The following is a 21984-nucleotide window of genomic DNA, read 5'->3' as shown; positions in this document are numbered from 1 at the left end:
ATAGCCTTCTCCCGCGCTATGCTACCATTCCGCCTTTTCCCCCTTTAAAACGCGATGAGCGGCCCACTCGGACGGCGGCCTGCATTTTGACGGGCTATTTCGCCTGAGGAGACATCATGAAAGACGCCTGGCTTGCCGCCTGCGATACCACCATCCAGAACTTCGTTCGCGACTCCACGCGCCTTGAGTCGGGCGAGCTTAGCGTCGTGCCTGTCGACTATATCGATTTCCACTACCAGATAAGCCTGCGGCTGATTTTTAACGTCCGTACCGACACGACAAGCCAGGCCGGGCGGGTTTCCGCAGGGCGGGATATCGATGTCTGCCACTCGCGCACGGAGTATGAGCGTGCTTTACAGGCGCAGACCAGCGCCATACTCGCACGCGACAAAACACTGGATGACGCGCGGGCATCGCTGCTCTCGCGCCCTTATGGCGACTGGCAAAGTGAAGAGGCGGTCTACTTTCACCCGATGCGCGTCTGCCTTACGGAAAACTGTAATAACTGCCACGGCAGAGGCTCGGTGAACTGCGGCCAATGTCACGGCTCCGGGAAAACTTCCTGCTATGGCTGCGGCGGCAGCGGGCAGGTGATGCGCCAGCGCAGTTATTACGATCATTACACCAAACAAAACCGTATCGAAAACTACTACGAGAGCTGCCCCACCTGTTACGGCGGCAGGGTGACCTGTAACGGCTGCGGCGGCTCCGGTAAAAAACAGTGTGTACCCTGTAGCGGCACAGGCGTGATTTCACACATTACCTCACTGAAAGCGACCGCCACGCCGGACTATCAACTGGTCTACCCGCAGGCCGACGTGCCGGAGTATATCCGCGAGGGGCTATATAAGGCGGGCGTGCCGTCGCTCGGCAGTTACGGCCCGGTTGCGCTGACATACAATGATGTGGATTACGCGCGTCGCGACGTGCATGTCATTTATGACGCGAACGTACCTTTTGGCCGGCTGGAAAGCCCGCTCCCGGAAGCGGGCGACGAGCCCATCCGCTGGATCCTCTACGGCGTGACGCCGCACATCCTCGATGCCGGGCACGTATTACAGGCGCTGCTCAAAAACGATCTCGATATGCTGGTGCGCCAGGCGACGCCGGGCAAACGCCGCAACCCGTGGGTAGGGGCTGCCAGCCGTAAAACGGTGCAGACGTTTATGGAATCAGAAGCGCACCAGGCGATGCTTATCGAACATAGCCGCGGCAAGCGGGGCGACGCGCTTCGCGAGGCGCTGAACCGGGCGTTCGCCACGCCGTATCTCAACGAGGCGATCGCAAGCCTCGGCAATATCGTCAGCGCGGTGCAGCGCTGGTCGATGGCGAAGTGGAGCCTGTTCACGGCGCTGATGATGTATCTGTTGCTGCCGGTGGTAACGACCTGGCAACGGCAGGGAATGATGAACGTCGATACCGGGCGTATATACCTGACAGCCCCTGGCCATATTGATGGCGTGTGGAATGTGCAGGCGGGGCTACAGGGTATCGCCCTGGCGCATGGCATACCGATGGTCTGTATTGCGCTGGTCGGCACGCTGGCGGGTTATCTGTGGCGAAGCAACTGGCTCCGCCGCCAGTTTGGCAAGCCGCTCACCGCATGGAGCAAGCAGCAGGGAAGGCTGCGCAGCCGCTGGCTGCTCGGCTCGCTGCTGGCTATTGCTATCGCCACCGCGCTGCTGCTGGCGGCCCCGGTCTGGATTTCGCAGGACGAGATGCTCTATGGCGTGGTGCCGGTGCATGAGGTGATTCAGAAAGTGGTGCAATGGCGTACCTGAGAAAAGGAGAACCGCGCCATGAGTGAGCCGCTTTCTACCTTGCACGAGACGCTCTCGCAGTTCTTTGACGCGTTTGCGCGGGTTCGCACGGTTGAACCTTCTCCCCGCGCTCGCAAGGAAACTGCGCCGTATGATTCCGCGGCGCTCATCTCATTTATGGATAGCCTGGCGCAGGCGTTCGACACCCATAAGGCCAGCGCTCCGCTTTTCGACCCATGGGCCGTGGCGGGGCTTTCTCGCAAGGAAGTCGCGAATACGCGGGTGCTGGCCTGGCTGCTGGATCCCAAAGGCAGCCATGGTTTCGGCGCGCTGGCGCTTCAGGCGTTACTGGCCCATGTCCTGCCGGTAGAATTTCATACCTGTCGTGTAAAAGCCGAAGCGCTCCCCGATGGCAACAGCAGCGAACGGGTGGATATCGTGATTGATGCCGATACCTTTTATCTGCTCATTGAAGCCAAAATCGATGCCGGTGAACAGCCGGATCAACTGGCACGTTACGCCGCTGCGGCGGCCCGCCGCGCGGGTAAACGGGCTTCAGCCATTTTGTTTCTGACGCCTGACGGCAGGCCACCTCGCACCTGTTCCTCCGGCGACAATACACGCTGTATCAGCTGGAAGACCCTGGCTCGCGTGCTGGAGCATGGTCTGCGCCCGCACTTCAGGGAGCCAGTTGAGAAACCGCCCACACGCCATATGGCTGAACAGGCGGCACGCCGCTTTCTTCATCATATCCGCCAGTTTTAATGTTAATGAGGCCCATGATATGCAGGATACACAACGAGACGCTGGCGCGCTGATTTTCTCCCGGCTCGCGATGTTCAACGAGGCAGTAACGCTGTTTGAAACGCAGCTCGACCCGGCTTTCTGGACAGGTTTTTCGCAGTGTCTGGAAACTTTTGCAGAAGCGACGGGTTGGCAGGGGGAATTTGACCTCCAGAAGCGGGGCAGTTGCTGGATGACCTGGGCTATGGAAGAGGAACCCGTTCGTGCCTGGTTTGACGTTGGGCCGGTTGAGGATAGTGGCAACGATTACTATCTCGCTTTATTAACGGATGATGGCGTGAGCCGTAGCCCTTATGGGTTTCGTTTTGTTCCTGATTACCGACGCTTTGGCGGCCAGAGAGCGGTGAATGAAAAGCTACGCACTGCCCAGCAGGCGTTGCTTAACGCACTGGATGAGCTCGGTTTTCGTAAAAATAGCCGTGGCGTTTTATTTCTGCCTGTCACGCTGGATGCGCAGTTGCTGGCGCAAACCTGGCAGAAGTATGGCGAATTTGCGCCAGACGATGAGGTCTTTGCGCCGTTGCGTAGCGCGCTGGAGACGCTTAAACAGGCGGTACCGTGGTTTGATGAACTACTGACGTCGATAAGCGCAAAGTAACACACCTGCAGTTGCTGGGGCGGTAAGCGCAGGCATCACCATTTGAAACCCGTTACCCCATGCGACAAACCATAAAAAAAGGCGCCCGTGGCGCCTTTGCTTTTACTCTTAACTTCAGAAATCCGCTTTCAGCACCACGCGGTAGCGGGCTTTGCCGTCACGCACGTGTTGCAGCGCCTCGTTGATGCGCGACATCGGGAACTCTTCGGTTTGCGGGGCCACTTTAGCGCGCGCCGCGAGCTTCATCAGCGAGCGCAGCTCGTGCGGGGAGCCGGTCGCGGAGCCGGTCACGCTGCGGTCGCCCATAATGAGCGAGAACGCCGGGACTTCAAACGGCTTCATCACCGCGCCGACCGTGTGGAAATTCCCGCCCCAGGCCAGCGCCTGGAAATAGGGCATCCAGTCGAGCGACACGTTCACGGTGTTGATGATCAGATCGAACTGGCCGGCCAGCGCTTCCAGCGCTTTCGGGTCGCGGCTGTTCACCACTTTATCCGCGCCCATCGCCAGGATCTCTTGCTCTTTTGACGGGTTCGAGCTGAACGCTGTCACTTCGCAGCCCATCGCGCGCAGCAGCTTGATGGCGATATGGCCGAGGCCGCCAATGCCGATAACGCCGACACGGCTGGTGGCGGTGATGTGATGCATCAGCAGCGGTTTGAACACCGTAATGCCGCCGCACAGCAACGGGCCGGCGGAGGCGGCGTCGATATTTTCCGGCATCGGGATCACCCACTGCCAGTTCGCGCGAATTTTATCGGCGAAACCGCCGCGGTTCAGGATAGTCGGCACGCTGCCGTGCTGGCAGTTCACCTGATTGCCGCTGATACACGCGTCGCAGTGCTCGCAGCTCGACGCCGTCCAGCCGATACCGACGCGCTGGCCCACTTTCAGGCCCTTGTTCTGCGCGCTGGCGCCCAGTGAACTCACGCGGCCAATCACCTCGTGGCCCGCAACCAGCGGATACGCCGAAATGCCCCATTCGTTGTCGATCATCGAGAGATCGGAGTGGCAGATGCCGCAGTACTCAACCTCAACCTCCACATCCTCAGGCTTCAGCTCGCCTGCGTCGTACTCATAGAGCTCAAGCTCTGCGCCAGCTTCGTGCGCGGCGTAACTTTTGATGATGGTCATCGCGGTTTCCTTTGTTGTGGATATCCCGGAGATTGTAGAACATTCAGGTTACAGAGACTGTTCACGCACTGAGCATGGCTCAAAGTGTGAAAGGGGGTAGGGCAGCGTCAGGGTTCAGCGCTTTACAAGCAACCCATTCAGCCACTGCTCGCGGCGCTCTGGTCGTTTATCCTGGGTGACCCACAGCGCCTGCGCAGACAACTCAGGAAACGCGGCCAGCAGCGCCGTCAGGCGGGTTTCGTTCATATCGGTAAAACGCCGCCCCTGCTGTTCACGCTCGCCCTCTCCATATTTGAACGAGAGATACCAGACGCCGCCGGGCCTGAGAGCATTGGAGAGCTTTTGCATGGCGTCGGGGAGTTCATCATGCGAGAGATGCAATAGCGACGCGCAGCACCAGATGCCGTCGTAGTGTTCAACGGCGTCCACGTCGTGGAACGTCATCTCCTTTACCGGCAGGCCGCTGTGGGCGCGGGCCAGCGCGACCAGCTCGCGGCTGGCATCGAAGGCGTCGACGTCATAGCCCATGCGATGGAACGCGAGCGCGTCGCGCCCGGAGCCGCAGCCCGCGTCCAGAACGCGCGCGCCCGCAGGCAGGTGCGGCGTGAAGGCGGCGTACAGCGAGGACATATCGACCGCGACGGTGCCGTCGAAAAAGGCCTGCGAGTGCGTCTGGTAATAGTTTTGCGTCATCAGAAAATCAGCTCCTGTTGCAGCGCGGGCTCCCACTGTTGCAGGCGGTTCGCGAAGGCGGCGTTCCAGGCGTCCTGCAGGAAGGTTTTACGCAGGCGCTCATTATTACCCGTCTGGTTAATGATTGCCTCATGCAGCGGCAGGCGGCTGCTAATAAAGTATTCGTTACGGGCGTGCAGCCGCGCGAGCAGCGTAAGCGTCGGGACGCGGGCGGATTTGCCGTTTTCGCCGCGGTTACAGCCGCGACAGGCGAGCACCAGATTCCAGACGCCATTCAGGTTGAGGCCCGGCAGCTGTGCCGCGAGCGGCAGAAAGTGGTCGACATCCGCAAGCGTCGCGTCATGTTTCTCAAGACTGATGGGCGCGTTGCAGTAAAAACAGTGGCCCTTCTGGTAGCCGTTCAGGCTGTTGCGACAGCTCGTCAGCGTGATGCGCGATGAGCTTAAGCGGGTGAAGAGCGTTTCCTGCTCCGCGTCGTAATGGACATCCAGCAGTTGTGGCGGCAGATTCATCTGCCAGGCTTTTTCGACCAGCCGCCAGCGCGCGTCCGTTTCCTGCGTGAGATTCGCGAACTGCGCGCTTTCCGTGAGGCGATAAAAGTCATCGGTCAGGCGGATGGCTTTATGGGCGCGCGGTTCGTTGATGAAAAACGGCTTCGCCACAGGCCCGCCGCTCACGTTATGGAACGCTTTGAGCACCACGTTAAAGCCGTGCCGGACCGTGGCTTCAATCAGTTGCCCGTGAGTTATCGCCTGCTCGTTAAACTGCTGACAGGCAATGATGAACTGACCGGGGCGCTTAACGTTGAGGATTTGCTACGGCGCTTCTTTCAGGTGAGCGCAGATATGTGCGCTGAACGGCAGCGCCAGATCCTCAAGCTTTACGAGGCTGTTTTCACGCTTTACCTCACAGAGTGCCTGCGCCAGCGCGAATTTGTACGTGGCGAAGTTGTTTCCAAAAAGGATCACGCCGCGCCAGTAGTTTTCCGGCGTGGGATCTTTCTCGAAAAAATCCATAAGTTGTCCTGTCAGGGAGCGAGGAGGGCGAGCCGCGCAAGTAGTGGAACCCGTAACGGGATCACATACCAAATGAAAGGTGATGTAAACCTGCAAATGATTGCTTTGGTGAATTTATGAGCGGGGGATAGGCGGCAGGGCGGGAGAGCGGGCGATGCGCTATGATGAAATTTTCAGCACTCGACAGGACGGCGCAAGAGCGCTGCTTGCATGGCGGGCCCTGACAGGTATAATCGCAACGTTTTCCGCATCCCTTCCGTGCCGGAGTGGCGAAATCGGTAGACGCAGTTGATTCAAAATCAACCGTAGAAATACGTGCCGGTTCGAGTCCGGCCTTCGGCACCAATCAAGTCTTTTTTTTCGTCTACTAAAGTCTATTTACGTATACAAAATCAATCATTTAGAAATCCTACCTCTTGGTTTAGGTCTATTAAAGTCTACTGTCGTATATCAACATCTACCAACAAATGATGGTATAACTGTTGGTAGCTTCGGTTCGATTGAAATTGATACCAACACGGGGAGGGGGATCTATGGCTCTTACTGATATCAAAGTCAGAACAGTTAAGCCTGCAGACAAACCTTTCAAACTTACCGATGGTGAGGGGATGCACCTGTTGGTTAACCCCAATGGCTCAAAATACTGGCGTCTTCAATATCGTTTTAGTGGCAAACAGAAGATGCTGGCGTTAGGGGTTTATCCAATGGTTTCATTGGCAGAGGCTCGTAAGAGGCGCGATGCCGCGAAGAAACTGGTATCTGATGGTATCGATCCCTCTCAAAAGAAAAAAGAGGACAAGATTGAAGAAAGCGGAGCACTAACCTTTGAGGCTGTAGCAAGAGATTGGCATGCATCCTGTAGCAAAAAATGGTCGGAGTCCCATAGTGAGCGGGTGCTTAAAAGCTTAGTGGATAATCTTTTCTCTGCGTTAGGTAAACGTAAGATTTCGGAACTGAAAACTCGGGATCTACTCGCTCCAATAAAGGTAGTAGAGGCGAGTGGGCGGTATGAAGTAGCTTCGCGTCTCCAACAGCGAACGACTGCAATCCTGCGTTTTGCGGTACAGAATGGTCTACTTGAATATAATCCAGCTCAAGATATGGCTGGCGCAATCGCTGTAGCTAAACGTGTGCATCGCCCAGCTCTGGATTTCGAACACTTCTCCGAATTGCTCGATCGTATCGAATGCTTTAAAGGTCGAAAGTTGACTAAATTGGCAGTAAAACTAACACTGCTGGTATTCATACGTTCAAGTGAACTGCGTTTTGCAAGATGGGAAGAAATCGATTTTAAAAATGCGCTTTGGACGATACCAGCAGAACGAGAACCTATGAAGGGCGTAAAGCACTCACATCGTGGTTCTAAGATGCGTAGCCCTCACCTCGTGCCTCTAAGCCGTCAGGCACTGGAAGTGTTAAAAGATATAAATCAAATCAGTGGGGATTACGAATTGGTCTTCATAGGCGATCACCAGCCGGATAGGCCGATGAGTGAGAACACTGTTAACAAGGCCTTGCGCTCAATGGGCTACGACACTAAAACGGAAGTTTGTGGACATGGTTTCCGATCTATGGCCTGCAGTGCCTTGATCGAGTCCGGTTTATGGTCAAAAGATGCTGTTGAACGTCAGATGAGCCATCAGGAGCGTAATAACGTTCGCGCTGCTTACATCCATCTTGCTGAACATCTCGATGAGCGGAGGCTAATGCTTCAGTGGTGGGCTGACTATCTCGATGCCAATCGAGAAAGAGCGGTCAGGCCGTTTGAGTTTGCTCATAACTGATCGAACGGCGAAGCATTATGCTCTCTAGCAGGCATGAGGCTCGTAACGTTGCCTTTTTTGATGCAAAATATATTCAGTAGCTGACTGGATAATTTTTGACATGGGGCATTGTTATGATAACCGAAAAGGACATTGTTTTCATAAAATTAGGTGTTGACGAGTTCGAAGAATGCATAATGAATGCTAAAAGTATTTGTTTTCATATAAGAGACAGAGCTGATTTACACGAACGTGACTTACTGGAAAGGTTCAACAATATTTTAATGGGAGAAGTCGCTGAGAAAATGGTAATCAAGTGGCTTAATAATAATGGTAAGTTTGCCGTTTCCAGTGTTGATAAATCATCAAAAAAACCAGATCATGGCCATGACATTTTGCTAAAAAATAAAGGAGGTAATGTTTATTGTTCAGTAAAGTCTTCTCTTTCAGCCTTGAAAAATATTGACTACATTATTGATAACTTTAAATTAGCGACTAAAAAAAACGAGCTGACAGAAGTAAATATTCAAGTATATTTCTGGCTTACAATCAACCCAAAGGAAACTGGGGCAACCAGAGTAACTGTGCCTAGCTTAAACCAAGCTGCTATTATTGGATGGTTTGGTCAAAATGACATTAAAAACTTCACAACCTATAATCGTGAACATCGGGAGTCACCAAATGTTGCACTTAAACAATCAAGACCTATGGTTACTTTATTAGAGTATATAATTTAATGCTATTTATGTCTTAAAGACTTATTATTTATAATAAGTCTTTAAGACAGGTATTAGAAGGTAACTTAGTTAATTGAATTAAACAAGCTTTCGTGGTATAGTAAGCACATTTATTTTGACAACTGGTATCTTCAAATGATTAAAAAAGATAGTCATATTACTGGATTGGACACTAATACCTTTTTCGAGGAAAACGCAAAAAAACTAAAATCTTTATTTCCTGAAATTTTTTTTGATAACCATATTGATTATGACGTATTGAAACAGATTTTGGGTGATAACTCTAATAGTCAAGATGAACGCTATGGGTTTAATTGGAATGGAAAGCGTCGTGCTCGCCAACTTGCATTAACGCCATCAAGAGGGACCTTGCGCCCAATTATATCAGAAAGTCTTGAATGGGATACTACACGTAATTTAATGATTGAAGGCGATAACCTTGAGGTATTGAAGCTTTTGCAGAAAAGCTATTCAGGGCTAGTTAAGCTAATTTTTATAGATCCACCTTATAACACTGGCAAGGATTTTGTTTATCCTGATAATTTCAAAGATAATTTGAAAAACTATCTAGAACTGACAAATCAATTTGAAAATGGTATCCAACTTACCTCGAATGTCGAAACCAGCGGAAGGTTTCATACTGACTGGCTGAATATGATTTATCCCCGTTTAAAACTTGCCAAAAATCTACTTAAAAACGATGGGGTTATATTGGTAAGTCTTGATGATAATGAGTCTGCAAACCTGAGGCAAGTTATGAATGAGTTATTCGGGGAAGAATCATTTGTCGGAGTATTTCCTTGGCGCTCAAGAACAGCAAAAGCTGATGTTCCTTTTGGCGTTTCAAATGATGTCGAATGGATCATCGCTTATGCTAATAAAGATTTTCGTGCAGGCAGAGAGGGCGAACGTAAATACTATAAGACAGATGATTTTGAGGATAGATGGCGCCTTCAAGATTTAACCAAAAATACAACCAAGGAACAAAGACCTAACTCTTATTTTACTATAGTCAACCCCAAAAATGGGGATAAGTATCCTGCCAACGAGACAAGGACATGGTCTGTAACGGCAGATACAATCCCTGAGTATCTATCCTTGGGAAAAATTGTCTTTCCGGGTGATTATGAATTCTTGAAATTATCTAAACCTGCATTCCGAGTCTTCGAGAGCGAAGACAAGGAAAAAGCAATTAGAAAATATGGAACTGATGTTCTTAAAATGTCAGTTTCCACCTATTTACCAGAGAAAGAAGTGGGTAGGACGGAACATGGTTCAAAAGACATAAGAGATCTTTTTGGATTGCAAGTGTTTCCCTACCCTAAGCCTGTATCTTTGCTTGAATTCTTCATTAAGAATATGACAAATGAAGATGATATTATTCTTGATTTTTTTGCTGGATCCGGTACTACAGGTCACGCTGTATTTAAAGTATGTGCTGAGGAATTGAAATCTCGTAGATTTATACTTGTACAATTACCTGAGAATCTGTCGGATACTAATAAAGAGCAAAAAACAGCATATGATTACTGTCGCTCTCTTGGCGTAGCTACAAATATTTCCGAGTTAACTAAAGAGCGCCTGCGTCGTGCAGGTAAAAAAGTTCGTGAAGACAATCCAGAATGGAAAGGAGATGTTGGTTTTCGTGTTTTCAAACTCGATACATCTAATATCCTTCCGTGGGAAGCCACAGCAGAAACCCTTTCAGAACAGATTGATGCCTATGTAAGCCCAATCCTTGAAGGCCGTAGTGAAGAAGATTTGCTCACAGAGTTAATGCTAAAACGTGGCATTGACTTGAGTGTAAACATTGAAATCCGTCAGTTTGATGGATTAACCGTTTCTTGCGTTGACGGTGGCAAATTGTTTACCTGCTTTGCTAAACAAATCCCTGCATCTTCAGTAGAAGAACTGACCAAGGGGATCATCGACTGGCATAAGAGTTTGAAGGCTGGCAAAGATACTGTCTGCTATTTCCTTGATGACGCATTTGAAAATAATATTGCTAAAACTAATCTTTGCGCCATTCTGGAACAACACGGCCTGACTAACCTGCACAGCCTGTAAGGGAATGAGATGAAACTACATTTTGAATCTGACCTTACCTATCAGCAAAACGCCATAACATCGGTCTGTGATTTGTTTGAAGGGCAAGAGAAATGGGAAAGCGAAATGACTGTGCTGGCCCCAGCTCAGGGTGCACTCTCATTTGAAGGCGCAACAGGTTCAATGCCTGTAAACCCACAGATACCCGAAGATGATGTTCTGCTAAAAAACTTAAACAATGTTCAATTGAAGAATCAGCTTCCTCCCTCACCTGTGCTCGACAGCCATGACTTTACTGTCGAGATGGAAACAGGGACAGGTAAGACGTATGTTTATCTTCGCACCATGCTTGAGTTGAATAAACGATATGGCATGAGCAAATTTATCATCGTAGTTCCTTCCGTTGCCATCAAGGAAGGTGTTTATAAAACACTACAAATTACTGAGGAACATTTCAAAAGCCTTTATGCGGGAGTTCCATACCAATACTATCTGTATGACTCGTCAAAACCTGCGGATGTGCGAAATTTTGCAACCAGCTCTGTTATGCAGATCATGGTAATGACAGTTGGTGCGATTAACAAAAAAGACGTTAATAAGCTCTATCAGTCCAGTGAAAAAACAACCGTTGACGATCTGGATAAGCCAATTGATCTGATACGTGCTACGCGTCCAATTATTATTGTCGATGAACCGCAAAGTGTTGATGGTGGCTTAAATGGTGCAGGTAAAACCGCACTTGATGCTATGCACCCAATGTTTACCTTACGCTATTCAGCGACACATGTGCATAAACATCATATGGTGTATCGCCTCGATGCCATTGATGCTTACAATCAGAAACTGGTGAAACAAATCGAAGTTGCCGGGCTTGAAGTCCAAAATGCAAGCAATAGCCCCTATGTAAAACTGGTCAGTATTAACAGTAAGAAGAATAGCATTAGCGCGACTGTTATTGTTGATATAGCCGATAAAAAAGGGGGCGTAAATCGTTCTGAAATTACCGTGCATGACGGTATGACACTTGATGACGAAACGGGGCGTGATATTTATCAGGGATACAGGATAAGTGAGATCCGCACGGGCAAAGAAGGCTATCTGACACTGGAGACGCCTTCTAATACCTACTATATGCAAGTGGGTGATGTCGTGGGTGATATTGACCCGATGCTCATCCAGCGTCATATGATTAGGCGTACAATTCGTGAACATCTTGATAAAGAACTTCGCCTGAATTCCCAGCAAATCAAGGTTCTCACCCTGTTCTTCATTGATAAGGTTGATTTCTATCGCCAGACTAATGAAGAAGGACTTCGTGAACCGGGTGAATATGCTCGTATCTTTGAAGAAGAATATCTAAAAGCGATCAAAAGCCCCGCATATAAAGATTTGCTCCCTTCTCATCCAGAACATGCTAAAGACGTTCATGATGGTTATTTCTCCATTGATAAAAAAGGTGGATGGGCTGAAACAACCGAAAGCAATAATGCAGGCCGCGAAAATGCGGAACGCGGTTATAACCTCATCATGAAAAATAAAGAGAAGCTTTTGAGTTTCTCGAATCCGGTGAGGTTTATTTTTTCACACTCTGCTTTGAAAGAAGGCTGGGATAACCCCAATGTATTCCAGATCTGTAGCCTTCGAGAGATGGGAAGTGAACGAGAACGTCGTCAAACATTAGGGCGTGGTCTTCGCCTGTGTGTTAACCAAGAGGGTGAACGTGTTCGTGATGACAGCATTAACATTCTGACTGTCGTTGCCAGTGAAAATTATGAAGCCTATGCCGAACGACTACAGAGCGAAATTGAGAACGAAACAGGCATCCGTTTTGGTATCATCGAAAAAGATGCGTTTGCCCATCTGATCTTCTCTGATTCCTCACAAGCTGTGGGTATCGCCGGTTCACATGAGATTTGGGCTGAACTACAGACCGAAGGATATCTGGAAAAATCGGGGAAAATCACAAAAGCCCTGAAAAACGTGTTATTCGAAGACACTTTTGTTGTTAGTGAGAAGTATGCCTCACTACAGGAACAAATTGAAACTATCCTGCGTAAATCAGCAGGGCGACTCAATATAAACAATGCTGATGAGCGTAAAACAATCAAATACCGGAAAGAAGTCTTAAACAGCCCGGAATTCGAAGCGTTATGGCAGCGCATTTGTCAAAAAACGCTGTACCGACTAGCATTTGATGAAGAAGAATTGATTAAATCCTGTACGAAATCACTTTCTGAAATGCAGCCTGTAGCAAAAGCAATGGTCAGTTTCAGCAAAGCAACAATCAAACAAAGTCAATCTGGCCTTGATGTTAAAGCTCTGTCTAATGGGACAACAAGCACTGTAATTGATGTTGCAGAGCAGCCATTGCCAGATATTCTTGGTGTTCTACAGGAAAAAACAGGACTGACAAGACGCAGTTTAAGCACCATCCTGAAAGAGAGTGGAAGACTCGCTGATTTTGCTAAAAATCCACAGCAGTTTATCAGTGAAGCTATAGGCCGAATCAACTACTGCAAACGCCTATCAATTGTTGATGGTATTAAATATTATCCACTAAAAGGAGAGGTGTATGCGCAAAGTCTCTTTATGGATAAAGAGCTAACAGGATATGCCCGTAATCTTTTTGAAACCTCGTCTAAGTCAGTTTACGAATACGTTCCTAAAGATTCTGAAGTCGAAAGCCGTTTCGCTCAGGAACTCGAAGAACAGGATGAAGTTAAGCTTTATGTGAAGCTTCCCGGTTGGTTTAAAATTCCGACTCCACTGGGAACTTACAATCCTGACTGGGCCTTAGTTATTGAAGACAATGGTGAAGAACATATTTACTTTGTTGTAGAAACAAAAAGTAAACACATTGGTCTTGGTAATGAAGAAGATGCGAAAATTACTTGTGGTAATGCTCATTTTATCTCACTCAAAGATCAGATGAGTAATCCTGCGAGATATATGCGCTCTACAAACATAAATGATGTGTTAAACAGTATATAAAATGGAAAAGGGCCGTAAGGCCCTTTCCTTTTCCCTTGAAGGGAACTCTCCATTGGAGAGAATACATATCCCCACACTTGGGGCAAATAAATCAGCCCATTGGGCTGTAAACTACTCCCCATATATGGGGCAATCAGACACTTCATGAAGTGAATGTTCTTAAGGAACCCTTATTAATTACAACATTAAATGCAGATTGTCAAATATATTTTAATATTTATTAAAATATATTTGCTATCACCAATCACAAATAAATTTAATCCTCCATAATTATAGGATCAAACCAAGTTCCTAATATCTTATCTTTTTTATATCTCATGGTATATTACTGAATGTCAATATATGGTATATAACAACCAGAGAGCATTTGTATAGGCTGCTATTAGTTGACACTCCTTTCCCCGTTGCTGTTTCCTATAAAAGAGCCAGAGATAGATAATAGCATTTTTATTTCTATCCTATTCACTCTGGATCGCTCGGCTCACAGCTTATTGGGGCGCTCGGAACATCAACATAGAATAAAACACCTACCATTTAAATAAATCATAAGATTTTACTTGTCAAGCTAACGCATCAAATTATATAGAGGTTTCACACGGCTATAGACACTTCATTTCTGCCTCCCAACCATATCCTCAAGAAATCTTTTTCCTCTTAATTTTAACCTTGCTTTATCTTCAATGCTAATATTCGAGGATTGTAATATCAATCCTAATATTAACTCTTTATCCACTTCTTCTACTTTGCAGCCAACAGCTTTAGCCACTTCTGCACCCAAAATGATCTTTAAGCGTGTCTCTGCGCTCTTGGATAGAGATTTTTCTTTACTCTTAAGGCGATTCAGACGCATTTGAGCTGATGCTATTTTTTGCTTAATGGTTTTTTCTGATCTCGGCTTTCTACCTTTATCATCCGTATTCATAATTACTTTTCCTTTTAGTTGTCAAAAACATGGAATACAATTAAAAAAGGAAAAGGTCAAACCATAGGCAGAAGGTTGAATGCTTTTTATTCCAGATTAAATAACGCAGCGCGAGATGATTGTTCAAAACAATCACATTGCTGGAACAGGGTTCATCCCTGTTAATGATAGTATTCATCCCGAAAAATGATGTTTTGTTTTTAAAAATATAAATTCAGTAAGCTCAAAATAAAAACATGCAACACATACGAATGCAGTCACTAACATTAATTACCTGATACTCTCCGCGTTACTTATTTTATTAAATCAATGAAAACAATTTTACCTCTTGCTTTTTGACTCTGATTTCTGGTCTTAACCTGTGAATTGTGCAACACATAAAAGTATTTATAATTTTCACTATTTATCTTAAATTCTGTTTTCCCGCCTTACGGCGGGAGACTAATTTAACTACTTTTGCCCTTACGGGCGTTTTCTAAACACCAGCATCCAATATTATTATCCTACCTCAACCGTTTATCCGATTCCTACCTTTTTAATTTCACAGTCTGTAAAACTAGAGTTATTATTTAACTATAGAAAAACTTAAAACATTGTCGTTATTTTTAGCTCCTTTAGGAGATATAAAAATAAAGCAATGCCCACCTATACACTCACTTCGTGAGCGTGTGGGGTCTACCGACGGTTGCCTGCCGCAGGCTAACACCGTTTCCTCCGGAAACAAGGTCAACGTCAACATCAGAGTTTTTCTTACGAAAAACTAAAACCAGCATAGTCGCATTGGAGATTCATATTTTGGTTTGATATTTAAATTTATATTGAGGTTATATTTATTTTATGGCTATTTTTCATCTTGATTTTAAAATTGTGAAACGAAGTGAGGGCAGATCTTCCGTTGCGAAAGCTGCTTACCATGCTCGTTGCAAAATTACAGATGAAAGAACGGGGGATACCTATGATTATAGCCGCCGTACCGATTTATACGGGCATTTCATATTAGCACCAGTTAATGCGCTAGAACATATCGTAAAAGATTCTACAGCATTGTGGAATGAAGTTGAAAGAGTTGAGCGCCAGAGCAACGGACAAACAGCTCGTTATTTCGATGTCGCCATTCCTGCCGAGTTAAATAATGACGACAAGAAAAAACTTGTTCTTGAGTATTGCCAGAAAAACTTCGTTGATAAAGGTATGATTGCCGATATCGCTTTGCATGATCTTGATAGCGATAATCCTCATGCTCACGTTATGTTGACATTAAAAACCATAGGCCCAGAAGGTTTTGGTAAAAAAGAAAGAAGCTGGAATTGCAGAAAAATGTCCGTCCTTTGGCGTGAGTCATGGGCATCGATGGCGAACAGCTTCCTTGCTGCTGCTGGTTCGTCAGAACGTATTGATCATCGTTCCCTTCAGGTCCAGCATGAAGAGGCATTAGAAAAAGCGGCGGTTGCTCTGGATAATGAAGAAAAAGCACTATGGCTTGCCAAAGCCGCTGAAACAAACCGTCCTCCAATGAAGCGTATCCACAGTGCCAAATGGCGTAGTAAAGCAGCTCAAGAGCAAAGAGCCGCAGAACAGGCTGTTCGTGATACTGCCAAGCAAGAAGCGGTTGAGGTTTATAAAACATTTAAAGAGCTTCCCCTTGATATCATCGTTGATGTTAGAAGCTTTACGATTACACATCTTGCTGAACCAGAAGAAATTGTATTACCAGAAACGCGCTCCGGCTCTTCTACCAATGAAAAGCATAGACCTGTGCTGGTAGCGCCTGCTCCTCATACCCGCATCAGAGGTGTTAAATCCTATCGTGATAAATCCAAAGTCAGTAAGGTTGTTGCTGGTAAAAAACCATCGGTCAGTATTTCTGATTCTGGAACAAATACTATTCTGCAAACATCCATCTCTCAAACCCCAAACAGGGCATCCAGAAGCGCCCCTGAACGTGTTAAGAGAAAACAAATCAGTCCACTTAAGGATAATATTTTTAAGCGTTTCACTACCCTATTAGTTTATTTTATCAGGGATAAATTCATATGGGCTAAAACAGAAAAATCCAAAGTTGATATCATCAGTGAAGAGCATGATAAACGTATTGCTGAAAACTACGTATTTGATGAGGTATTAGGTTGTCATATTTCACGTAATGAATATGAACAACGTGATAAATTCAATAATGATGAAAAACAACATCAAACTGAGATCTATGCCCCTAAACCAGCGGCAAGTGAAATTAATCGTTTTCCAAGTCGTGTAAAACAATCTGAACAGCCCAGTAACAAAACGGAGTACATACCTACACTCTCATCTGGTAAGCGCAGCGGGCAAAAATTAAGACCGCCGGGTTTCCCGCCAAAATGATAAAGTTTTTACCGCACAGGTCTCGTGCATTAAACTTGAAAAAAAGATGCCCCCCTGACATAATCCTTGTCTTATATGAAATCAGAGGGTTTAAAAATGACAGACCGTTTCTTGATTACGCCACATAGCACCACACTTACTTACAGAGTCGGTGAAGGTGAGGAAATCACTCAGGAAATAAATCTTTATATTGTATTCGATATTTTTTCTCAGCAAGTTGTTGGGGTTTATGGTTCTTTAGAAGAAGCCCAGCTAAAAAAAAACGAGCTTGAAGAAAAATTAAAGTCTACTTCAAGACCTCGCATAAGATAATTGGCATCTCGTTATATCTGTTTTTATGCTCCTGAATCTCAGGGGCATCAAAGATAATTACCGCGTCATTCCCTTCAGGTGATACATACCAACAACCGTTTTCTTTTTTATTGTAAAAATGCTTTTTATCTTTTCTTGATATAAACCCTTTCCTTATATTAACACTATCAGGCCATGCATTTGTCGGCTCAAGAATAAATGTAGCTTCGTCTATATGTTTATGTCTGAAAAGTTGAAATTCTTTTATCTCGACAGGAAAAGGCATTTTTATATATGACTGATAAATATTACCATCTTCACATAATAGAAAACACTCAATACCGGACCAAGGAATCTTATGAACCCACTCATCAAGGACAGTATTCCCACTCGCATGTTCTGGCCAGTCATTATTCAATTTTATCAAAAACTTCATTCTCTCTCCTTTTTATTATTAATTAGCAAAATAAAATCTAATGTCAAATGAAAAGCTGAGAATTTAACCATGCCTTTTCAAAAAAGACATGGTTTAAATTTTATATTACATTTTTCGCCTGAACACTACATTATCACAGAATATAACCTTACCAGCTATAAACCCAACAGCCGCAATGATTGGTAGGCTTATCGTCGCTCCCGCCATTCCTGTAGACATTCCGATTAGTACAGACAGGCCGAAGGACAATACTATAATCACGAAAGTATACCAGCCGGGGTAGGCCCCATACAAAGCAGTCGCCATACATCCTGTGCAGACATGAACCCCTCTCTGACTTTCCTTTAAGCAGAACGGGCATTTAATTGTGTTATTTTCCATCACTCAATCCTTTTTAAAAACCGCACCTTGATAAACAACGCCGTCCTTGACTTTTTCGATTTTAAAAGTCCAAGAGCCGAGATCTTTGTTTTGCGTTTTGGCAATATATATTGGCTTTTGACTCTCATCCCAGCTTTTTACCGTAAAAACGCCATCCCGGAACTTGATCACATCTTTCTGAATATCAAGTCGTACCCCATATTGAGGGTTTTCATATCTGCCATAAATACCATCATCCCCGCAGCCGGATAACAGTGCAGCAAGACCCGCAACGACTAAAAATTTGCCTAAAATTTTACGCATTGTTTTTACCCCTTTTAATGATTGATGGTGCCATTGCTCAACACAATCAGACGAACTGGCATATCGGCGTTGTTGACGGTAGCGAATCCACGGACTTCGAAATTGTTTACAGTTCCGGTGACGCTGACTTTCTGGCCTTTCTTATAGGTAAGAACTGCATCATCGATACCAGAGTAGTAATCCAGCCAGACCATCCCGCCGCAGTAGTTTGTATCAGCTGTTTTAAAGAGCAGATAATAGTTAGGGTTAGATTTGGGCATTCCCGTCATCATATCGCTGGCACTTCTGCCCTTCGTAACTTCCAGAACAGTGGCATTGGTGATAGCGATCCTTTTGCCTGTCCATTTCTTTTCTGCTGCCATTGCATTTTCTTCATAGTCTTTACAGACAGCACCAAGGCCAGATACAGACGATACCGGACCAAGGTTTTGAGTGGTGGCAGTTCCCCCCAGCACTTTACCTACTGAAGACAACGAAGAACTGATTGCTCCATTAACTGTATTCACGCCATCGTTGAGCTGCTGGCAGCCAGAAAGAAACATCAGAGAGACCGCCAGTGGTAAGAAGTTATGTCCTTTCATTTATTCCTCAAGGGTTTAGTCAGATTCGTATACCCCAATCCCGGCGCTCTCACCGAGAGATCAGGAGTTATCATCTAATCAATTGATAGAATTGAATTATTTTAAGTGATCGTCATATCGTTTAAATCGATCGATGAAAAGCAATTGATAGTTTTAGTCTATCATAAGTGATTAATCGATCGATTAAAGCAATTAAATAACCGATCGATAAACGGTTTTCAATCGATTAAACCTATCAATATTTATTTATCGATCTTTAATATCAATTAAAAGCGGTATTGATAGCTACAAATCGCCACAGTTGATGTGCTTTAGCTAAATGTTCGAGGGATAAGAAATAAAGCGCACACATGATTTTTTCTGCTGCTTTTATAGGAGGAGCGAAACCTGTCTACAGAGGTCTGAAGCAAGGAACAGTGTCACAGACTTGACCTAAGCTGAAATGACATAGCTTATGCCCCATGATGTTCGGTGATGAACGCACTAGTTTTATCACTTACCAATTTCTAGCTTTACTTAAAAAGTAATATTTTTCATGAGGTTAAAATTGTAACAGCAGCACTGCGATGTTCAGGTTAGAGCATTAATGATTTTACGGTTTCTTCACTGATCTGACTGAGTTCAGAAATCAACCTCCTGTAGCTGCTTACCATTCGCTCCCTGTCCAAATCGCCTTTTGCCTCTGACAAGAAGAAATAACCGTAATCTTTAATATTGATGTTTTCGCCGTTTTCTAGTGTAAGTTTTATTCCATTTTTATTTTCCTCAATATCTTTTACGATACACGTCATAAAGGGGATGTTTTCATTTGATTTGAAGATACTTATTGTTTTTATGTTTTTCACTACATGCTTTCCTTATTTTGTTTGTTATGTAATTAAATATCATTTTCCCATGAGTTAAATCAAATTTAACTCACAATACGCAGCATGGATTACTTCTTTGTCATTATTTTTTTGAACATATATTTATCTTATGAGCTAACGCTCATGTGCTTCCGCACGGCTACGCCCTGACGCTAATTTAAAATAGAATTTAATAGTAAACGTGTTTTCCATTACTTTAATATTGACACGCACAAATCCTGTTTATGTGCATACGCTCCTACTTTGGTATATGGTACTTTCTCTAAAATACATAGGAAACTATATTTTCAGAAGCAGCACTTCGTGATTGTTCAAAACAATCACATTGCTGGAACAGGGTTAATCCCTGTTAGGGATGGATTTATCCATAAATAATTGCGGCGATAGCCGCTATGAAGTAAAGGAAAAAAAATCATCTGTACAACGACATACGCAGCGCTTAGTGATTGTTTGAAACAATCACTTTGCTGAAAACATAAAACACAGAAAAATCATAACAACTTATAAAACAGGTTCATTGTAAAATAGAGATCAATGCAATAAAAGTAAAACTGCACCCCTAAAATATCTCTGCATAGTTGTTCTCAGCTTCGCTAGTTGAATAATGAAGAAGAAAAATGCTCTCAGGCCAGCTATAGCTTAAAACCAAGTACCGACATCCGGGAGTTAAAGTCCCGAATCCCGGTACTTAAGTTGATAACTATTCTCGAATAAAAACGATAAAGTATTATTTATATATATGCTGTCGCACTACAAGTTTCATAAGTAAAAACATTAAGTGTTAGTTATTTTAAAAAATATAAACTTTAAGTATTGACTTGCACGCAAAACATAGTATTTACTTAAATGTATAACTAAAAAAATAAAGGGGTAAATACCATGATAGAAAATAACATACAGTCTGAAGTTAAAAAATCAAGAAGAGGTCTCCCACGTCATACTAAAAACCCATTTCTTAATGATACAAGTCTACATACAAAAACTGGCGTCAGACGTATTACCACAGGAAAAGATCGATTAGCATTAGTTAATGAAAATACTGGAGAGCAAGTTGGTAATGGCGGTTTCTATCAGGCTATGGAGGTTGATAAGACACAGTTCGTGAAACTTTATGTTGATGGAGTATCTGCTATTGAAGGACTGTCTTCATCGGGTAAAAAAGTTTTCAAGATCCTTTATCTTGCTATCAGAGATAATAAGGATACTGATACTATTTTGATGTCATACGATATTGTTGATCAAGATGTCGTAAAAATATCAAGAACAACATATTTCAAAGGTATGAAAGAACTTGCTGACAAGAAGTTTATCGCAGAGACAATGATACAGAATTATTATTTTATCAATCCAGACTATATGTTTAATGGTGATAGACTGACCTTTATGAAGGCTTACTATTTGAAAGATAAGAATGAGAAGAGATAAAAAATTAAGAGCATAAATAAAAATCATCTTTGATAACATACTCATTTTTTTTGGTTGGCATTTAATTACCTTCTGATGTTGGGATTTTCGAACATCATTATTATATATAAAATTAAAACAATAACACCATTGATTCATTGTGGTATCGGCTCCTTTCGGAGCCTAACAATCAACTACCAATAAAGACCGAAAACTAGTATTTCGATGTGAATGCCTCTCATGTCAGATATGACCTCATTCATATTTACATAGGTCAATCGTTCATCATTACCGGCCTCTTCCATTTGTTCATCGAAGCGATTTGCCAGATAATCCGTGATATGTAATATATAGGACTCTCTTTTATCATTATCCACCATCATAGATGCGAAGAGGTCATAATCTTCTAGTCCTTTATATATTTCAAGTATAGTCCCATAGAGATTTCTCGCCAGTAAATAAAAAGCATTTGTCGATGCTTCTTCAATGTAACTCCTTTCTTGATTGTTCATTCTTGATCCTCATATTTTGTTTGTGTAAATAGCTGCATTTTTCATGCATTATTTGGGGATTGCTTGTATTATTCACTAATAACGGTGGTTTTTTACATATATCCTCCTGTGCTTACAATATTATTTAGATTTCCTCTAAGAGATTTCATTATGTGATAAATAAATCTTTTCCTCTATCCACTTATCAATATCACTCTCTAAAAATGCGACTGCTCTTGCACCAAGTTTTACTTGTGTCGGGAATTCATTACGACTAATCAGACGATAAATCCACGCCTTACAAAGTCCTGTGCGATTTAATACTTCTGGTAAACGGATGAGTCTTTTACTGGTTGATACTACAGGCGTATTCATATTCATCTCCTTCATGTTGTTCTCGATGGAAATA

19 protein-coding genes, 1 tRNA gene and 2 pseudogenes are annotated in these 21984 nt (G+C 44.5%); 11 read left to right on the top strand and 11 right to left on the bottom strand.

Annotation, left to right across the window (positions count from 1 at the left end):
• Nucleotides 1-116: 116 nt before the first annotated feature.
• From BJP61_RS18805 to BJP61_RS18795, 3 genes are read left to right on the top strand one after another with little or no spacing between them, the layout of a single operon-like run.
• The gene (locus BJP61_RS18805) at nucleotides 117-1781 is read left to right on the top strand and encodes a hypothetical protein (protein ID WP_171999054.1); all 1665 of its coding nucleotides are present in this window, start codon (nucleotides 117-119) and stop codon (nucleotides 1779-1781) included.
• An 18-nt stretch (nucleotides 1782-1799) separates the two neighbouring features.
• Entirely contained in the window at nucleotides 1800-2525 is a 726-nt protein-coding gene (locus BJP61_RS18800) for a PD-(D/E)XK nuclease family protein (protein WP_171999052.1), read from the top strand.
• A 19-nt stretch (nucleotides 2526-2544) separates the two neighbouring features.
• Complete coding sequence (locus BJP61_RS18795) at nucleotides 2545-3162, top strand: hypothetical protein (protein WP_171999050.1); 618 nt, start codon at nucleotides 2545-2547, stop codon at nucleotides 3160-3162.
• A gap of 114 nt (nucleotides 3163-3276) precedes the next feature.
• Here BJP61_RS18795 and BJP61_RS18790 read toward each other — a convergent pair whose 3' ends face one another.
• The 3 genes and pseudogenes from BJP61_RS18790 to BJP61_RS18780 form a co-directional block, all read right to left on the bottom strand.
• Entirely contained in the window at nucleotides 3277-4296 is a 1020-nt protein-coding gene (locus BJP61_RS18790; RefSeq protein WP_038865293.1) for an NAD(P)-dependent alcohol dehydrogenase, read from the bottom strand.
• Between the two features lie 114 nt (nucleotides 4297-4410).
• On the bottom strand, nucleotides 4411-4989 hold the full coding sequence (locus tag BJP61_RS18785) for a class I SAM-dependent methyltransferase (protein WP_171999048.1): 579 nt from the start codon (nucleotides 4987-4989) through the stop codon (nucleotides 4411-4413).
• Nucleotides 4989-6005, bottom strand: a pseudogene (locus BJP61_RS18780) (HNH endonuclease domain-containing protein). The gene BJP61_RS18785 and the pseudogene BJP61_RS18780 overlap by 1 nt, the downstream one beginning before the upstream one ends.
• 260 nt (nucleotides 6006-6265) lie before the next feature.
• Here BJP61_RS18780 and BJP61_RS18775 point away from each other — a divergent pair.
• The 5 genes from BJP61_RS18775 to BJP61_RS18755 all read left to right on the top strand — a co-directional run bounded on the left by BJP61_RS18775 (nucleotide 6266) and on the right by BJP61_RS18755 (nucleotide 13542).
• Nucleotides 6266-6350 (top strand) — tRNA-Leu (locus BJP61_RS18775).
• A 188-nt stretch (nucleotides 6351-6538) separates the two neighbouring features.
• On the top strand, nucleotides 6539-7789 hold the full coding sequence (locus BJP61_RS18770) for an integrase arm-type DNA-binding domain-containing protein (RefSeq protein WP_171999046.1): 1251 nt from the start codon (nucleotides 6539-6541) through the stop codon (nucleotides 7787-7789).
• A 176-nt stretch (nucleotides 7790-7965) separates the two neighbouring features.
• Nucleotides 7966-8505: a hypothetical protein gene (locus BJP61_RS18765; RefSeq protein WP_171999044.1), complete on the top strand. Its 540-nt coding sequence runs from the start codon at nucleotides 7966-7968 to the stop codon at nucleotides 8503-8505.
• A 135-nt stretch (nucleotides 8506-8640) separates the two neighbouring features.
• Nucleotides 8641-10572: a site-specific DNA-methyltransferase gene (locus BJP61_RS18760; protein WP_171999042.1), complete on the top strand. Its 1932-nt coding sequence runs from the start codon at nucleotides 8641-8643 to the stop codon at nucleotides 10570-10572.
• A gap of 9 nt (nucleotides 10573-10581) precedes the next feature.
• Nucleotides 10582-13542, top strand: a complete 2961-nt coding sequence (locus tag BJP61_RS18755; RefSeq protein ID WP_116327699.1) for a DEAD/DEAH box helicase family protein — start codon at nucleotides 10582-10584, stop codon at nucleotides 13540-13542.
• Nucleotides 13543-14152: 610 nt separating this feature from the next.
• Here BJP61_RS18755 and BJP61_RS18750 read toward each other — a convergent pair.
• Nucleotides 14153-14464, bottom strand: a complete 312-nt coding sequence (locus BJP61_RS18750) for a conjugal transfer protein TraD (RefSeq protein ID WP_116327698.1) — start codon at nucleotides 14462-14464, stop codon at nucleotides 14153-14155.
• An 837-nt stretch (nucleotides 14465-15301) separates the two neighbouring features.
• Here BJP61_RS18750 and mobQ point away from each other — a divergent pair.
• A complete protein-coding gene (gene mobQ, locus BJP61_RS18745; RefSeq protein ID WP_171999041.1) occupies nucleotides 15302-16822 on the top strand; it encodes a MobQ family relaxase in 1521 nt (506 codons plus the stop codon).
• Nucleotides 16823-16918: 96 nt separating this feature from the next.
• Nucleotides 16919-17134 carry a hypothetical protein gene (locus BJP61_RS18740; RefSeq protein ID WP_171999039.1) on the top strand — a complete coding sequence of 72 codons (216 nt, stop codon included), beginning with the start codon at nucleotides 16919-16921 and terminating at the stop codon, nucleotides 17132-17134.
• A gap of 187 nt (nucleotides 17135-17321) precedes the next feature.
• Here the strand turns inward: BJP61_RS18740 and BJP61_RS21785 are convergent.
• From BJP61_RS21785 to BJP61_RS18715, 5 genes and pseudogenes are all read right to left on the bottom strand, one after another.
• Nucleotides 17322-17549 (bottom strand): annotated as a pseudogene (locus BJP61_RS21785) (hypothetical protein); the annotation flags it as partial.
• A 105-nt stretch (nucleotides 17550-17654) separates the two neighbouring features.
• A complete protein-coding gene (locus BJP61_RS18730) occupies nucleotides 17655-17930 on the bottom strand; it encodes a hypothetical protein (protein ID WP_171999035.1) in 276 nt (91 codons plus the stop codon).
• Nucleotides 17931-17933: 3 nt separating this feature from the next.
• Complete coding sequence (locus BJP61_RS18725) at nucleotides 17934-18233, bottom strand: hypothetical protein (protein WP_171999033.1); 300 nt, start codon at nucleotides 18231-18233, stop codon at nucleotides 17934-17936.
• A gap of 14 nt (nucleotides 18234-18247) precedes the next feature.
• Complete coding sequence (locus BJP61_RS18720) at nucleotides 18248-18814, bottom strand: hypothetical protein (RefSeq protein ID WP_171999031.1); 567 nt, start codon at nucleotides 18812-18814, stop codon at nucleotides 18248-18250.
• A gap of 575 nt (nucleotides 18815-19389) precedes the next feature.
• Complete coding sequence (locus BJP61_RS18715; RefSeq protein WP_171999029.1) at nucleotides 19390-19659, bottom strand: hypothetical protein; 270 nt, start codon at nucleotides 19657-19659, stop codon at nucleotides 19390-19392.
• A 900-nt stretch (nucleotides 19660-20559) separates the two neighbouring features.
• Here BJP61_RS18715 and BJP61_RS18710 point away from each other — a divergent pair.
• Nucleotides 20560-21105, top strand: coding sequence for a replication/maintenance protein RepL (locus BJP61_RS18710; protein ID WP_171999027.1), 546 nt, complete (start codon nucleotides 20560-20562; stop codon nucleotides 21103-21105).
• A 173-nt stretch (nucleotides 21106-21278) separates the two neighbouring features.
• Here BJP61_RS18710 and BJP61_RS18705 read toward each other — a convergent pair whose 3' ends face one another.
• Both BJP61_RS18705 and BJP61_RS18700 read right to left on the bottom strand, forming a co-directional pair.
• On the bottom strand, nucleotides 21279-21596 hold the full coding sequence (locus BJP61_RS18705) for a hypothetical protein (RefSeq protein ID WP_171999025.1): 318 nt from the start codon (nucleotides 21594-21596) through the stop codon (nucleotides 21279-21281).
• A 135-nt stretch (nucleotides 21597-21731) separates the two neighbouring features.
• Nucleotides 21732-21950, bottom strand: coding sequence for an AlpA family transcriptional regulator (locus BJP61_RS18700; RefSeq protein WP_171999022.1), 219 nt, complete (start codon nucleotides 21948-21950; stop codon nucleotides 21732-21734).
• Nucleotides 21951-21984 lie beyond the last annotated feature (34 nt).

The organism is Cronobacter sp. JZ38, from assembly GCF_008932145.1.
Taxonomy (GTDB): Bacteria; Pseudomonadota; Gammaproteobacteria; order Enterobacterales; family Enterobacteriaceae; genus Cronobacter; species Cronobacter muytjensii.
This window is presented reverse-complemented; position numbering and strand designations above follow the sequence as displayed.